This is a genomic window from Luteibacter flocculans (genome assembly GCF_023612255.1).
GTDB classification, from domain to species: domain Bacteria; phylum Pseudomonadota; class Gammaproteobacteria; order Xanthomonadales; family Rhodanobacteraceae; genus Luteibacter; species Luteibacter flocculans.
In genome coordinates, this window is the sequence record NZ_CP063231.1 from 2,478,335 (window position 1) to 2,493,850 (window position 15,516).

The 15,516-nt window shown below is 62.3% G+C and carries 10 protein-coding genes; 3 read left to right on the plus strand and 7 right to left on the minus strand.

Annotated features, from left to right (window positions below):
• Nucleotides 1–332: 332 nt before the first annotated feature.
• Nucleotides 333–899 (minus strand): hypothetical protein, encoded by a 567-nt coding sequence (locus IM816_RS10515; RefSeq protein ID WP_250338040.1) that lies wholly within the window; start codon nucleotides 897–899, stop codon nucleotides 333–335.
• Nucleotides 900–951: 52 nt separating this feature from the next.
• Complete coding sequence (locus IM816_RS10520) at nucleotides 952–1,497, minus strand: ABC transporter transmembrane domain-containing protein (RefSeq protein WP_250338041.1); 546 nt, start codon at nucleotides 1,495–1,497, stop codon at nucleotides 952–954.
• An 84-nt stretch (nucleotides 1,498–1,581) separates the two neighbouring features.
• Here IM816_RS10520 and IM816_RS10525 point away from each other — a divergent pair, with 84 nt between their 5' ends.
• On the plus strand, nucleotides 1,582–1,863 hold the full coding sequence (locus IM816_RS10525) for a hypothetical protein (RefSeq protein ID WP_250338042.1): 282 nt from the start codon (nucleotides 1,582–1,584) through the stop codon (nucleotides 1,861–1,863).
• Between the two features lie 206 nt (nucleotides 1,864–2,069).
• Here IM816_RS10525 and IM816_RS10530 read toward each other — a convergent pair whose 3' ends face one another.
• Nucleotides 2,070–3,773: a methyl-accepting chemotaxis protein gene (locus IM816_RS10530; protein WP_250338043.1), complete on the minus strand. Its 1,704-nt coding sequence runs from the start codon at nucleotides 3,771–3,773 to the stop codon at nucleotides 2,070–2,072.
• 355 nt (nucleotides 3,774–4,128) lie between these two features.
• Nucleotides 4,129–6,792, minus strand: a complete 2,664-nt coding sequence (locus tag IM816_RS10535) for a beta-glucosidase family protein (RefSeq protein WP_250338044.1) — start codon at nucleotides 6,790–6,792, stop codon at nucleotides 4,129–4,131.
• Between the two features lie 253 nt (nucleotides 6,793–7,045).
• Between IM816_RS10535 and IM816_RS10540 the strand changes: the two genes are divergently transcribed.
• Together IM816_RS10540 and IM816_RS10545 are read left to right on the plus strand one after the other, a co-directional pair.
• Nucleotides 7,046–7,645, plus strand: coding sequence for a class I SAM-dependent methyltransferase (locus tag IM816_RS10540; RefSeq protein WP_250338045.1), 600 nt, complete (start codon nucleotides 7,046–7,048; stop codon nucleotides 7,643–7,645).
• 226 nt (nucleotides 7,646–7,871) lie between these two features.
• The gene (locus IM816_RS10545; protein WP_250338046.1) at nucleotides 7,872–9,206 is read left to right on the plus strand and encodes a sensor histidine kinase; all 1,335 of its coding nucleotides are present in this window, start codon (nucleotides 7,872–7,874) and stop codon (nucleotides 9,204–9,206) included.
• A 23-nt stretch (nucleotides 9,207–9,229) separates the two neighbouring features.
• On the opposite strand, the gene IM816_RS10550 is transcribed toward IM816_RS10545, so the two are convergent.
• The 3 genes from IM816_RS10550 to IM816_RS10560 all read right to left on the minus strand — a co-directional run bounded on the left by IM816_RS10550 (nucleotide 9,230) and on the right by IM816_RS10560 (nucleotide 15,003).
• Nucleotides 9,230–9,901 (minus strand): response regulator transcription factor, encoded by a 672-nt coding sequence (locus tag IM816_RS10550; RefSeq protein WP_250338047.1) that lies wholly within the window; start codon nucleotides 9,899–9,901, stop codon nucleotides 9,230–9,232.
• 162 nt (nucleotides 9,902–10,063) lie between these two features.
• Nucleotides 10,064–12,001 carry a S8 family serine peptidase gene (locus IM816_RS10555; RefSeq protein ID WP_250338048.1) on the minus strand — a complete coding sequence of 646 codons (1,938 nt, stop codon included), beginning with the start codon at nucleotides 11,999–12,001 and terminating at the stop codon, nucleotides 10,064–10,066.
• 50 nt (nucleotides 12,002–12,051) lie between these two features.
• Nucleotides 12,052–15,003, minus strand: coding sequence for a YadA-like family protein (locus IM816_RS10560; protein WP_250338049.1), 2,952 nt, complete (start codon nucleotides 15,001–15,003; stop codon nucleotides 12,052–12,054).
• Nucleotides 15,004–15,516 lie beyond the last annotated feature (513 nt).

Consider the following 15,516-nt stretch of genomic DNA (forward strand, 5'->3'; position numbering starts at 1 on the left):
GTTGATCCGTTTTGCTTTCTGGGTGCTGGAAACCTCGCTGATCGGTCCCTTCAAAGGTACTGTTTGAGGTACTGGTATGCCGAAAGCGTTCCTGCAAACCCGGTCGAGCGGCTGACCTGCTCCCACTGAGCCGTACCACATGAAGCTGTAAAGTCCGTCAACCACGACGACGGATATGAAGAAGAGTCGTTTCACCACAGAGCAGATCATTGGCTTCATCTGAAGCCAGAGCAATCCCTTGCGAGCGCTCCGGATGCTTGGGCGACTGAATACTGCGCCCCCAAAGGCAGCGGCCAACTGTTACAGCATAGACGGCATGAGCCCGTCCAGCCTCACCGCTGTGCCGAAGTCACGTCCCCACACCGGTCCAACTCGATGATGCTGCCGTCCGCTCCGCCGTAGGTCATCCCCTCTAACGCAACGGCGTCTCCCAAATGCAAAGCGCCGTTCGCCAGGCTCAGCACTATCTCGTCCCCGCCGATCGTTTTGATGGTTACCGGGTGCGATGCGTCAACGATCTGCCGAGCGCCCACTTGGCCCATCGGGAAGTAGGACGCGAGCGTCACCTTGTTTCCGCTTTTCAGAATCGTCAGGTCACCTTTGACTGCATGATTGAGCACGTAGCTTCGGGCCTCCTCGACGTGGGAAAGGTGCGTCATTCGGCTGTGCTGTTCGGGTGTACAGCGTGAGTCACGTGCCACAAGAAAGGTGGTTGTGCCTTGCCCAAAGTCTGCCGATGTCAGGCCACTCATCCTGAATACCTCCGCAAAGCCGGCCGTTCGATCGCCGGTCCGAATCATGTCAAACACCGACGGTGGCATGGGTGCATTGGCATGGCAGACCGCCGTAACACCGAGCACCATTCCGAAGACCACTAGAGAATTCATTTTACTCAGCATGTCCGTTCGCCCTAGAGTTGAAAAAAAGGAGCGGAAAGCCGCCCCTTTTCGGTTAACGCGTTCCGCCACCGGAATGGTAGTTGTCGAGGAAGACTTGTTGGTATGTCCGACCGGCGCCTTGGTTAAACAACCGGATGGTCTGATTACCCCTCACCGACTCCATGAATGCTGTTTGTTGCTTCGCATTGACGACGATTTGACTGAGATTGGCTTCTTTGAGCGTGGCGAAATAAAGGCAACGAAGAATGCCGTAAACGACCACCCCGCAGGCGATAATCAAGGCCAGCTTTACGCTATAGAAAAAGAGCAAGGCAAGGGTAATGGCTGCCATCAGACCATCAATCAGGCCGCACACGAATTGCGTGGTCAATGTTTCCGGCCCTGAGTGTGGATCAGTCAAATGGATGATGTTTTTATACGACTCGAAGAACTTGGCGAGCGCGTCTGCATCCTCGGTCCATCCAACAGTGGCAAGTCGACGCTTGCCGATGCGATCGGCCGCGTTCGCCAGTTGCCGGTGATACACCTGGATCAGCTCCACCATCTTCCTGGAACCGCGTGGCAGCCCCGTCCGAACGACGAGTTCCAGCAGCTTCACGACCAAGCCATTGCTTCTGAGCGATGGGTCATCGATGGCAATTACTCCGCGTGCTTGCCGGAGCGACTGGCTCGATCGACCGGATTGGTGCTGCTGGATGTTTCCACGCTCACCAGTCTTGGCCGTTACTTGCGACGGGCGCGCGGTGACCGGGCACGGATCGGCGGTTTGCCTGGAGCGAGCGACAACGTCACGCTGTCGATGCTGCACCATATCGCCATCGTCTCGCCGCGTAACCGGAAGAGATATCGTGTGCTCTTCGATTCCGCAGACGTGCCCAAGGTGTTTCTTGGTTCGGTCAATGCCATTGCACGTGCATACGCGGACTGGCAACTTGTTTTGCATGACGCGCCGCGCGCGGGCTAGCAACAGGACAGTAGGAACACGGCAGCAGCCGTCAAGCAATGTGGTAATCCGCTGCCTTTGAATCAATGCACCGGCTGCAAAGCATGACGCCCGGCCAAGGGCCGGGCGTCTGCATATTCACTTAGCGATCGCAGCTGCCGTGAGCTTCTCCGCTTCGACGTGGGGCGATGTGTCGCTCCACGTCGGGCTACCCAAAGCCAATCCCCTCAGAACTCGCGCCACTGCCCCGAGGCGAGAGCGGGCTGGGCCGAGGGCGCCATCGCCATCAGCGGCTCGCGGGGCACAGACACCGGAGCTGCCTTCACGGGCTGCGGCGACGGCTTCGACGACGCACGGGCTGCGGCAGCCGCCGAGTCCGCGAGTTTGAAGAAGGCCACCTGACGCGTCAGTTCCTGGGCAAGCTCCAGTGCCTGGCGGCTGGCGGCGCTGGCTTCTTCTACCAACGCAGCGTTCTGCTGGGTCACGTCGTCGAGGGAGGCTACGGCGACGTTGACCTGCTCGACACCTGCCGACTGTTCCTGCGACGCGGCCGAGATTTCGCTGACGATGTCGGCGACCTTGGTCGCGCTGTTGCCGATGGTAACCAGCGCCTGCCCGGTGCGATTGACCAGATCCGAGCCGGTGCTCACCCGCTGCACCGTGGTACCGATCAGGCTCTTGATGTCCTTGGCGGCGGCCGCGCTGCGCTGCGCGAGGTTGCGGACCTCGGCGGCCACGACCGCAAAGCCGCGACCCTGCTCACCCGCACGCGCCGCTTCCACGGCCGCGTTCAAGGCCAGCAGGTTGGTCTGGAAGGCGATTTCGTCGATCAACACAGCGATCTCGCCAATGTTCCGGCTGGCCTCGGAGATCTGCTTCATCGCTTCCACGGCCTCGTCGGCTACCGCGCCACCGTTCTTGGCGTCGGTGCGCAGGCCCTGGGAGATCTGCTGGGCAAGCGCCGCACCCGATGCATTCTGTTTGACCGCGGACGACATCTCTTCCATCGATGCCGCGGTTTCCTCCAGCGAGGACGCCTGCTCCTGGGTGCGGTTGGAAAGATCGTCGTTACCCGCCGAGATATCGCGTGCTGCGTGCTCAACCTGCACCGCGTTCTCGCGCACCGCGCCGACGATGCGAGCGAGATTCTCGTCCATGGCGTGGAGCGCATTGAGCATGCGTCCCAGGTCGTCGTTGCGCGTGACCGACACCGACTCGCCCAGGTGACCCGCTGCGATGCGTGCCGTCACGGCCGAGGCATGTTCCAGCGGTGCGAGGATACTGCGCACGAGCGCGGTCGCCACGCCGAGGATCGCAAGCAGGGCGAGCAGACCGCCGCCCAGGAGGATACCGTCGGTACGCGCACGCGTCGTGGCGGCCTGAGCCGAACGCTCGTCAAGTAGCGCCGTCTCGGCACCGACGAACTTTCCCAGCAGTTCACGCATCTCGTCCATCCGGGCCTTGCCCTTGCCCTCGCGCTCGTACGCCAGTGCTTCCGCGCTCGATCCGCTGTTCTCCGGCTGCTTCTTCTGCAGGGCGACGACCGGATCGATCGCATCGGTCGTCCAACTGCGATAGACCGCATCGATATCCGCGAGGCGTTTCTGCTGCTCAGCATTGTCGATCGTGAGTTGGCGCAGCTTGGAAAGGGCATCCGCATAGGCGGCCTGTCCCGCAATCATCGGCGCCAGCGAGGCCTCCTTGCCCGTGATCAGGTAGCCGCGCTCACCGGTTTCGATGTTGACCAGGGCGCCCAGGAGCGTTCCCTCTACCCGCAGCACCTCGTTCGAGTGCAGGTCCATGCGGGTGCTCCGCTCCATGGTCTGCAGTGCAGCGTAGACGAGTCCGACGAGCACGATTACTACCATGGCGATGGCGGCGAAACCGCCGAAGATCAGCTTGTTGCGTGAAGCCAGTTTGATGAATTGCATGGTGCCTCCTGGGCAGAGAAGGCGCGAGCTGCCGCCGTTTTCAGGAGCGGGCGCTTTTGCCGAAATGCCGGGAAGCACGGGTCGTGATGACCGTAGGATCACCTGAGGACGGATGTACTGACCGGTTACCTACACATTTTCGGCAAATTCAGTCAAAACTTGAGTTCGGCGAATAATGTCCCCCTCTTCGGCTATTTATGCTGCAAGACGCAGACAACGAAGGTTGGGCAGTTGTAGACCGACCATGGAACGCGCCGGGTCGAAAAGCCGACAGCGGACGTGGGAACCGATAACCGCGCCATCCGTTGACCTCAGCGGGAGGCGACCCACGCCACCTCCCGCTGAGCCCCGCCCCTTATTGCTTGCTACGGCGGGTTGGCTCCACCACCGGCAGGCTGTCTTTCACCGACAACAACTGATCCCGCGGCAGGGTGATGCTGGCCGTCCCGGCAATGGCATCCGACGCACCGCCCACGGAGACCGTATAGCTGCCGCGGTCGATACGCCACGTATTGACCGACGTATCGAACCAGGCGAAAGCACGTGCGTTCAACGGCACCGTGACCTGACGGGTTTCGCCCGGATTCAAGGTAACGCGCGCGAAGCCCTTCAGTTCCTTCTTCGGGCGGGAAACAGGCGGCGCGTCCTCGCCCACATAAACCTGCGCCACCTCGGTACCTTCGCGCTGGCTCGTGTTGGTGATCGTGAACTGAGCCCGGGCCACGATCTGGCGGTCGTCCAGATAGGGCACGTTCCCGAAAGTCACATGCACCGGGCCGTAGGTAAACGTGGAGTACGACAACCCGTGACCGAACGCGAATTCAGGAGTAATGCCCTTTGCCTCGAAGCCGCGATACCCATTGAGCAGGCCCTCGGAATAAACGATTTCCTTGTTCGCCGTGCTGTTCTGCGGGAACGGGTAGTTGGCGTACGTCGGATTGTCCTTCTCGTCGCGCTCGATCGTGATCGGCAGCTTGCCCGAAGGATTCACCTTGCCGAACAGGATTTCACCGATCGCCGCACCGCCCTCCTCGCCCGCGTACCAGGGATAAAGCACGCTGGCCACCTTATCGACCCAAGCCCGCATGCTGACACCGCCTCCCGCATGCATCACGACCGTGGTGCGAGGGTTCGCCGCGGCAACGTTGGCGATCAACTCGTCCTGGGCCTCGGGGAGGATGAACGGTCGATCGAAACCCTCGCCTTCGTATTCGGAACCCAGACCACCCACGACGACAACGGCATCGTACTGGCCCAGATCCGTCGTCGGGACGAGCGACGCCCAACTGAACTGCACACCCTGAAATCCGCCCAGCGTGCCGAAGTAGTTTGGCTTGCGCTCGTACTGGATGCTCACGTCGTAGGTTTGGCCCGCCTGAAGGCGAATCGTGCCGTACGAGGGGATGGTCGGTGGAATCGACGGCGTGATGACGGTGCCTGCGCCGTTGTTGACGATCTCCTGCCCGTCGATCTGGACGCGCACTGCACCGTCGGCCCTCACCTTGAAGACATGATCGCCCGTCGTGGTCGGAGTGATCTTTCCAGACCAAACGGCCGCATCCGGCATGGCGCTACCGAACGGTGAGCCGCCGTTGTTCCAGTCGAGATTGATCAGACGGTCGTCGCGGGTGACAGTCTGGCCGTTCGAGGAATACGCACCGGTGAAGCCACCCACGCTCGGAGTCAATCCAGGATCGAGGGACATCCGGTCGATGTAATCGACCTGACTGCCCTGGGGTGCAGCCGCGCGAATGCCGTCGATGTCATTGACGTATTCATTCGGGTTGATGTTGGCGCTGCCAAACCCGGACGGCGGTGCTGTGACCGAGCGGTAACCGATGACCGCCACCTTCAGCGGATGATCGCTGGCCAGGGGCAGATTGTTGTGGTCGTTCTTCAGCAATACGGTGCCTTCACGCGCGATGTCTCGTGCCATCGCCTGACTCTGCGCGCGCTGCTCGGGCGTCTGCGTGTTGTCCATGGAAACCGTGTTATCCGTGAAGCCAAACAACGCAATCTGCCGCACGATGCGGCGCACCTTGTCGTCGATCACCGACTGGGGAATCGTGCCGTTGTCGATAAGCGGCTGGAGCGTCGTCGCATTCATGAACTTCCCGTTGGGCATGTCCAGATCGGTACCACCCAGCGCGCCCTTGGTGCCATCCTGCAACGCGTTGTAATCGGACTCGATGAAGCCCTTGAAGCCCCACTGCTGTTTGACGATCTCGTTGTTGAGATGCGCGTTCTCGCAGGCGAGCGGACCGTTGACACCATTGAAAGCGCACATGATGTTTGCGGGCTTGCCAGCCTTGACCGCCGACTCGAAGGGAACGAGGTATAGCTCGCGCAACGTCCGCTCATCGACCGAGATGTTCACCGCAAGGCGATTGTTTTCCTCGTCATTGGCGACCAGGTGCTTCAGCGTGGCCCAGACGCCCTGGTCCTGGATACCGTCTATGACCTGCGGAACCAACGCGGCGCCCAGATAGGGATCCTCACCGGACATGTATTCGAACGCACGTCCTGCGTACGGCGTCCGGTACATGTTCACGCCCGGGCCGAGGACGTTCTGGAAGCCGAGCTGGCGCGCGTCACGCCCAAGCGATGAGCCGAACTGCTTTGCGAGATGGGTATCCCACGACGACGCGAGTGCTTGCCCCGCCGGGTAACTCACACCTGCTGGCGACGAAAGCCGCACGCCCAGCGACGCATCGGTCGCGTAGATCTGCGGCAGCCCCAGTCTCGTGAGCGGTTTGATGTCCCAGGCGCCGGTGCCGCCGATGTAGTCCAGCTTTTCCTGCAAGGTCATCTTTCTGACGATGCGGTCGGCGATCTGGTCGGCCAGCCAGTCCTGGAGAAAGTCCGGAGCGTGACCGCGCACGGCGGGAATGCCCTGTAGCGAGCGCTGAGCCGGATGTAACGCTGGCGCAGCACCGCGGGTCTGTTGGGCTGACACCGGGGCGGCCACTGTCGAGGTCAAGGCGGCCGTGAGGCACGTGGCCAAGGTCAGTTTTTTCATTAAGCGTCTCCGAAAGCGCTTTTCACGGATTCCCCCCGTTATCGAAGCGTTGTCGGTTGACGCTCACCATTATGCTGCACAGCAGCATGCCATGGCTGTGATGGGATTCTCACAACGGTTGGATGGCTCAGAGTTGCAGAGCATTGAGCCACGCTGCGCATCGCATGTGCTTGAGAGCAAGTGCCGTCGATCACATCGCAACATCACATGTTGATACGATCCGAACGATACCGATCACCCCTAGACCTCCCCCATGCCCCGCGATCGATCCGAAGGCTGGAACGACATTGCCGACCAGTACCTCGCGGCGCGGTCCAGTATTGGCGCAGACCTGGTGCGCGCATGGGCGCGGGAAAACCTGCCACCATCGGCGTCGGTGCTAGATGTGGGCTGCGGGTCGGGCGTACCCATCGCGCAGGTGCTGATTGAAGATGGATTCAACGTCTTCGGGATCGATGCCTCACCCAACTTGGTCGCTGCGTTTCATGCGCGCTTTCCCGATACGCCCGTGGCCTGCGAAGCCGCGCAGGAGAGCGTGTTCTTCCGCCGATCATTCGGCGGCGCTGTTTCCATCGGCCTGATCTTTCTTCTTGGAGAAGACGACCAGCGGGAGGTACTGCGCCGCATTGGAGATGCACTGGAACCCGGCGGTCGTCTTCTTTTCAGTGCACCGCGGGAAATCTGCCAATGGGATGACCTGCTGACGTGCCGGCCTTCACGTTCGCTGGGCGAGGACGCGTATGTCGCCCATCTGCAAATGTTGGGTCTTCGCGTTGTCGGATGCCTGAACGACGAGGGTGGCAACAATTACTTCGACGTGGTGAAGAACGCCGTGCGCGTTGGGCCGCCCTGAGGCGACGGTCCTCGCGGAGGGATGACGTCGCCCTTAGGCCGCGCCCAAACCGCAAGCTCTTTCGATTCGCCTGCTGATGCCCGCAGGATGGCATCGTCAACCGTGACGACAGATTCATGAGAGGTCCATTCGAGCCGCGACTCAATACCGCTCCGAAAGATGCTTATGATGAGAGGAAAGCTGTAGTACCTACCAGGCACCGCCTCTCTGAAGCCCCGAGGTCACAATGACTCCGCCTCTCGCCACCACCGCACCGTCGAACCAGCCCCCATCCGGTCTGATTCGCCATCAGCTCGCCCTGGTACGAACGGTCACCTGGCTGGTCCTCATCATCAACGTTTGCCTGGGCACCTACAGCTTCCACTACAACATCACTGTCGATCCCCCGTTCGCCTTCACCCACCTTGTTCGAGACGTCGGGCTTGGCATCGCATGCATCGCGGCGCTGGTCTTTCTGCCGCGCAACTTCGGCTACGCCTGTCGTGCTCTGTTGGCGGGGCTTATCTTCTATCTGGCGTGGCATTACGTATCGAACGACATGCGCGATCTGCCGAGCGCACTCCTGCCTCTGCTGATCATGATCATCGCCGCGTATACGATGGGGCGGCGCGCCCTTTGGTGGGTGACGGGCATGATCGTCGCCGCGGTGCTGGGCTCGGTGGTCAATCAGTTCTTGTTCGATGGGCTCGAGTCGATACGCGAGCCGACCTATATCGTCGCCCTATGCAAGCAGTTGTTCCAGGTGCCTCTCGCCGCTTGCCTGGTCGATCGGACGATCGTGGTGCTGCATAACGCGATGGAAGCGGCCGACCTTCGGCGAGCGGAATCCGAAGAGTTGCACCGGCAACTTGCCGACCAAATGAATCACACCATGGACTTGCAGCAGCGCTTGAACCGCACTGCGGCACACGATGCTGCCGTATCGGTATCGGCCGCCATTTCCCATGATTTCGGCAATCTACTCAATGCCATCGAAGGTTACGCAAACCTCGCGTGGGAGTCCGTCGTGACCATGGATACGCCACTGACCCGAGCCTTGGATGGCATCGAGCGTGCCGTGGAAAAGGCGCTTCGGCTGAATCGCCAGGTGATGGACATGATGCGCAACGAAGCGCGAGAGCCTTATCCGATCAACCTCGACGCGGCCATGGTGGAAATCGCGCCGCTCCTGAAGGTCACGGTCGGGAAACAGATCAATGTCGAGGTGGATATGGAGAACGTGCCACCGGTCCTTTTCGACGAGCCCCAACTGGCGCTGATTCTCCTGAATCTCGCCGCCAATGCGCGCGACGCCATGGAAGGCCGCGGTACGCTTTCATTGCGCGCACAAGAACGGGACGATGCCGTGGTCGTGACCATTTCGGATACAGGCCCCGGTATGGACACCGACAAAGCCAAGCACGCATTTCAGCCGTTCTGGACCACGAAGCAGCAAGGCAAAGGCACGGGACTCGGATTATTCAGTGCACGGCAAATGGCTGAATCGATGCACGCACGCCTGGCCCTCTGTGCGAATGCAGGCAACGGCGCGCAATTCGAACTGGCCTTGCAGCGCGCCTGACGAACCACCTGAGAAGCGCCGCATCACGACTCCACCAGGACGTATCCGGCGCCGCGGACCGTGACGATCTCCAGGTGAGGACGCTCGCTACGGATCAGCTTTCGACGAAGGCGGTGGATGAGAACCTCGATCCGATGCGGATCGAAATCCTCCACGTCGGTAGTGAGTGATTCGATCAGTAACTCCCGGTCAACGGGGTTGCCCTGCCCTTGCCGCAGCCGCTGAACGACGATGCGTTCCGCTTGAGTCAAGGCAAGCACTTCTCCCATGGGACCGGAGACATACCAGCCGTCCGTCGCCGGAGCCGCCATCGCCGCTGGACCGGCTGATGCTGCGCGAGGTGTCCAGCTTCGACGGAGCACGGCGTGCAATGCCGAGGCCAGCAAGCCGACAGTGACGGGCTTCATCAGATAAAGATCGGTGCCCAACTGATACGCCGAGAGGCCAGCGGACTCGATCGGCATGGCGCTTAACGCGATGATTCCCGCCTGAGAGCCTTCGCTGCGCAGCCCTTGGATGATGCGCAGACCGCTATCGTCGGGCAGATTGATATCGACAACCATCAGGTCGAATGCCTGGCTGGCTCGTTTGAGATGAAACTCTTCGGCTGTCGCGCACGTGGTTACCTCGAAGCCGTAGCACGCCAAGCCGGGCCCGAGAATCTCCTTGCGCAGATCGTCGTCGTCCTCGACCAAGGCAACTCGCGCCAACACTGGTCACCCCCACCACGTCCCCTGCACACGGGGCCTACCGTAGCGCGGATTTGCCGATTATGCGAGTCGTGCCGGTCTGTGCTCAGCGCCTTGCCAGCCAGAGAGAACGGCCCGTCGGAGCCTGGCACCGACGGGCCGCTGGCCTTACTGCACCGACATGGCCATGACCGAGAACGACGTCGTAGGACCGATACCCGTAACCCGCATGTAGTAAGTTCCTGCGGCGGGCGCGGAAATCGTCACCGACTCGTTGTTCCCCACGTGTGCTGAACTGTAAGGTCCGGTAGTCGTGACGGGAACCGTGTCCTTGCCGACGACCAGGGAGACATCCCCGCTCCCCCCCATGGTCCGGAAAGTCGCCACGCGTGTTTTGGCGGGTACGACGAACTTGTAGACGATCTCGCTGGCGTTATACCCCACGTCCCTGCGTACCACGACGCCATTGACCAGCGGAATGGCACTCTGCGCCGGGCTGCTGTTGGGATCGAGTGCCTTGGTGACTGCGGCAAAGGTATCGAGAATGCCGATCCCGTAGGACTGCCCGTTCGACTGCGGGAAGCCACGGGTCGTCGAGGTCAGATAGTCCTTGACCAGATTCGGCGTGAGCACGGGCAGACCGGCTTTCTTGCGCGCCGCGATCATGAGCGCCGCTGCACCGGCCACCTCGGGCGTGGCCTGCGAGGTTCCGGCCATGGAACCGTACGTCGGCCCCTCCGGAACAGTCGTACCTGCATTGATGGCCGACCAGGCAAAGCCCGCCGCTACGGGCGTACCCGTCGAGGCATCGTTCGGATACACGCCGCCACCGGGCGCCGACAACGACACGTTGGCGCCGTAGTTGGAGTAAAAGGCGGGCTTGCCGGTGATGCCGTTCGACGCGACGGTGACCACACCAGGGCAGTTGGCCGGGCTGGTGGTGCTCGCATCCTGAGCGCTGTTACCCGCGGCCACGATCACCGTGGCGCCGAGGCTCATCGCTGTATTGATGGCTTTTCCGAGGTCGGTGGACGCGCTGCACGCTCCCTCGCCACCCAGGCTCATGTTGATGACCTGCGCAGGGAACGCATTGTCATCCAACCCGTCGACGTGGCCACCCGCCGCCCAGACGATGGCGTCCGCGATATCGGAGGTCGCGCCGCCACAGTGACCCAGTGCGCGAATAGGCAACACCTTTGCCTTGCCGGCCACGCCGGCCATGCCCACGCCGTTGTCCGTCAGCTCGGCGATATTGCCCATCACATGGGTGCCATGCCATGAGCTGGGTTCGGGCAGGATCGCCACGTTGTCGACGCAGCCTCCGTTGCTGGCCAGGTATTTGCTGTCGGTGGTCCAATCACCTAAATCCCAGGCGCCTTTCGCTCGACCGTCCGTCGCACGCCCGGACACGAGCGCGTCGGAAATGAAGTCGTAGCTCTGGTCCGTCAGCGAGGTGTCGAGGTCGGGGTGAGACGTGGCGCCGGTGTCGATCACCGCCACCACGACGCCCTCACCCTGCGACAGGCTCCATGCCTTGGCGGCGTTCGAGCCGCCCTTGTTCGCGAAGGCCTGGGTGTCACGGCCGATCGTCTCCGGCGTGCCGTCGCCCGCGCGGAAATGCCATTGGTAGGAAAAATTCGGGTCGTTGGGCGTACCCGTCGATACGTCTTCCAGACGGTAATCGCGGAACGGATAAAGCCGCACATCCGGCTCAATGGACTCCACCGCCGGATTGGCCGCCGCTTCGCGCATCAGTGCCATCGCAGACGGGCCATCCAATGCCTTGCTGGCACGCACGACATAACCGCCCACCGATGTCTTCCGCTTGAACGAGAAACCCGCGGTGCGCAGCGCATTGGTCTGAATGGCGGACATGGCCGTCGACGAACGCATGAGCGATGAACTCGCCGCATAGATGTCCTGCGCCGCGGCAGCTCCATTCGGCGCCATGCCCGGTTTGTAATGCACGATGAAGCCATCGATGCGCTGCCCGGAGGACAGCGCCATGCTGGCAACTTTTGCGTCGATGCTCTGCGCCAGCGCGCAAGGCGCTGCGCAAGCCAGCAGCGCGCCGACGATCCACATCTTGTTAGCTGGGTACTTCATGTCTAGCCCCTTTGGAATTGATGTTGTGCAAGCGATGCGTATCAGGCCCGTCACCAGCCGAAGCTGACGCCCACGGTGCCGCTGCTTTCGCCGCCACCTGCCAATGCACCACCGACGATGATGGCGCCGCGCCCCGGAAGCCGATGCGCATAACCCACGGCCAACGCGCCCTCACCTCGATAACCACCCGCTGCGGCGCTCACCCTGTTATCCGTGCCTTCGGCGGCCGCAATTGCACCCGCCATACCGCTCATCGCCGAACCCATCGCGCCCACGCGGGCCACACGGGTATCCAACGCACCGAAGCGCTGCTCAACCCGATTTTCAAAGGCATTGAAGTCGGTCCGACTCACCGCGTTGGCCACGCGTGTATCGGTGTAGCCGTTGGCGCTGGACAACGTCTTCGCATCACCAGCATCGGCGTACGACTGCGCCGTTTGCACAGCCTGCGTCGTGGCCGCATCCATCTGCTGACGGTTGACCGCATCCGTGGGCGCCTGGCCCGCCGCCACATTCGTGATGCGACGCTGCGTGGTGGCATTGCCGACCGATACCGTGTTGGCCTGGTCTGCGACCGAGCCCGCACCGAGCGCCACGGCGCCGGTTGCGGTCACTGCTGCCCCTTGGCCCAACGCCGTACCCGAAGCGCTTTGCACGGAAGACGAAGCGCCGACGGCAACCGAGTTCTGTGCTGAAGCCGCGATGGTGGCGTTGGCGCCAACCGCGGTGCTCTGATCCGCACCCACATTCGCTCCGCCACCCACTGCGGTATCGCCAGGGCCGAACGCCAGCGAATGAGAGCCGACCGCCGTCGCCATCTGTCCGCCAGCGCGCGACGCGTCACCCACCGATACCGACGACGTGGCGACTGCAGCGGCTCCCTGCCCCACGGCTATGCCTCCTGCCACGGAAGGCGCGACACCGTGCGAGAGCGAATTCACTGCTGTGTCGAGCGCGCCAATCGCACCGGCAATCGAGGTGTAATCCTGGCCGAGCACCGACACCTTGAAGCCACCCAGGTGACCTGTGAGATCGACGATCGTGCCGCCACCGATGATGTTTGCCAGGGTGGACAGGCCCTGATTGAACTGGCCGCCGTTGATCGCCTGACGGCTTGTCGAAACCAGGGACCCGTCCGCGACGTTGTCGATCACGGTGCCCGACGCTCCGCCCAGGATTACCTTTGCCTTCGTGCTGTCGTCGTAGGTCACGGCGCCGTTGGCGAGGTCGCCCACGTTTCCTGCTACTGCACGCAACTGCGCAAGATTCACGGCGTCGGTGTCGTGATCGCCCGCCGCCACGTTCGTGATTTGACGCTCCCCGCCACTGCTGCCGACCGAGACGGTGTTGTCGCGATCCGCGATGGAACCTGCGCCCAAGGCGACGCTGTTGTTGACGATCTTCGGATCGCCCGACGAGAAGATGCTGTTGCCCACCTTGGCACCCTGCCCCAAAGCAACGGAGTTGCTGCCGAAGACTTCCGAATTCGAGCCGATGGCTACGTCATTGGAGAATGGGACCGCTGGCTGGTCATCCACGGGAAGACCCGAATGCCAGACGAAGGCCTGATGGCCGATGGCGACGCTGTCGTCTGCTTGAGCCCCGGTGCCATAGCCGATCGCGGTCGCGTAAGCCCCCGCCACCAGATTGCCGTAACCCAGTGCGACGCCGCTGTCTGCATAGACCGAATTGAAAGTGCCGACCGCCGTGCCTCGCATCACACTGACCGTATTGCCTGCACCGAGTGCGGTAGCCCAATCGTCAGTGGCTGCAGCGCGATCGCCAACGGCCGTTGCGTCGTAGCCGGTGGCAGTCGTCTTGTAACCCATGGCAATCGAACGAATGCCGGAGGCGGAAGCCATCGTGCCTACGGCCGTGGATGCGTACTCCGTCGCTTGGGCGCCCGATCCGAAGGCGCTGGCAAGACGCGCCGTGGCCTCCGTCGCCTGCAGATTCACGCCATCGAATCCCTCGCCCAACTCGTCGTACAGCACATCCACCACACCGCCCACCGCGACGGCGGAGCGATCGCTCGCGTACGAGCCGGCGCCCACCGCGCCAGCATAAATGCCGGTGGCCCGGGCACCCGCGCCGACTGCCATGGACGCCACACCCGATGCCTGCGTGTTCGATGTACCGGTGAAGATGGCGGTGCCGTCTGCCGTCTCGTTTCGTCCGCCGATCGCCAGGGACGCAACGCCGCTGGCACTGGCGTTGCCGCCGAGCGCTACCGCGTTCACATCAGTCGCAGAGGCGCCGTAGCCACCCGCGAGTGTGAGGTTGCCGGCAGCGACAGCCTCGCTACCGAGACTCGTTGCGCCGTTTCCTTGCGAAAGCGCTGCGGCACCGAACGCCGCCGATTCCGAACCGGATGCCCACGCGGCCCGACCTAGCGCGACCGCACCATCGCCATCGGTCACGGCGGGTGCGCCGTCGCCATTGGCATCGCCCACGCTCAAGAATGTGCTTGACGTGTGGGTCGCATCAGTCAGTTGTGCGAGGTTGACCGCGTCGGTGGCAAACGTGCCGGCCGCGACGTTGGTGATCTGACGCTCGGCGCCGCTGGCACCGACCGATACGGTATTGCTCCGATCGGCTACCGAACCGGCACCCAGCGCCACGGCGTTGGCTGCTAGGGCCTGTGCCGCCGTGCCCAGCGACAAGGCGCTCGCGGCCGTTGCGACTGCCGAAGCACCCACCGCCATCGCACCATCACTGTTGGTGAGTGCGTTGACGCCAAGAGCGGTGGCGTTCAAGCCGTTGGCGATCGCACCACCGCCGAATGCTGCGGCGTGGTCGCCATTCGCGAGAGCGGAATCACCGAAGGCAGTGCTTCCGTCGCCAATAGCAGAGGCGTTATGTCCGCAAGCCGTGCCGTCCGCCGCCACTGCCGTGCCTGCGGCGGCACCTTGGCTGTCACTGCAGACCGTTTGCGCATGGCCTGACATGCTGTAGCCCAGGCCGGCACAAATGGCTGCACTCAATACTTTTGCACGCCACATGGCGGCACGCGTCCGCTCGTTATGGCTGGCGACACACGTCGTCTTCGTCCCCATCTTTTACCCACCCCAATGTTGTCCCCTGAAGCGGCGACATTCACCGAACTGAAGTGTGGTTGTCACGCACACTACATCTCACAACCTCACCGATTCGGTGAGGTTGTGGTCGATGCAGGCATGACATTCGGCCCAGCGATGGCTCCCATGCGCAGAGCATCGTGAGCGAGGATTTGAAGCGAAGTCGCTGCAGCGGCGTCGACGCGATTACAGATTGAGCAAGCAACATGTGGCACAGCGAAAGCACAGCGATGCGAGTGACGCGATTGACAGGTCGGTACGGCTCAAGCCGCCAGTAGCCACAGAGGTCGCCGACGGCGGGAGACGCCGTCTCGCGCCGCTGAAACGCTGGGATCCGTTCAGCAATTAAAAGAAAAACGCACTTTATCGTCCGCACCGTCCGGGTAGCCCACCGAAATGACGTAGCGATGTGATCCAGGCCGTGAATGCGTCGCCATG

Coding starts and splice junctions, on each gene's coding strand:
- IM816_RS10515 (WP_250338040.1), bottom strand. CDS start 899: ATGCTGAGTAAAATGAATTCTCTAGTGGTCTTCGGAATGGTGCTCGGT.
- IM816_RS10530 (WP_250338043.1), bottom strand. CDS start 3,773: ATGCAATTCATCAAACTGGCTTCACGCAACAAGCTGATCTTCGGCGGT.
- IM816_RS10535 (WP_250338044.1), bottom strand. CDS start 6,792: ATGAAAAAACTGACCTTGGCCACGTGCCTCACGGCCGCCTTGACCTCG.
- IM816_RS10540 (WP_250338045.1), top strand. CDS start 7,046: ATGCCCCGCGATCGATCCGAAGGCTGGAACGACATTGCCGACCAGTAC.
- IM816_RS10545 (WP_250338046.1), top strand. CDS start 7,872: ATGACTCCGCCTCTCGCCACCACCGCACCGTCGAACCAGCCCCCATCC.
- IM816_RS10555 (WP_250338048.1), bottom strand. CDS start 12,001: ATGAAGTACCCAGCTAACAAGATGTGGATCGTCGGCGCGCTGCTGGCT.
- IM816_RS10560 (WP_250338049.1), bottom strand. CDS start 15,003: ATGTGGCGTGCAAAAGTATTGAGTGCAGCCATTTGTGCCGGCCTGGGC.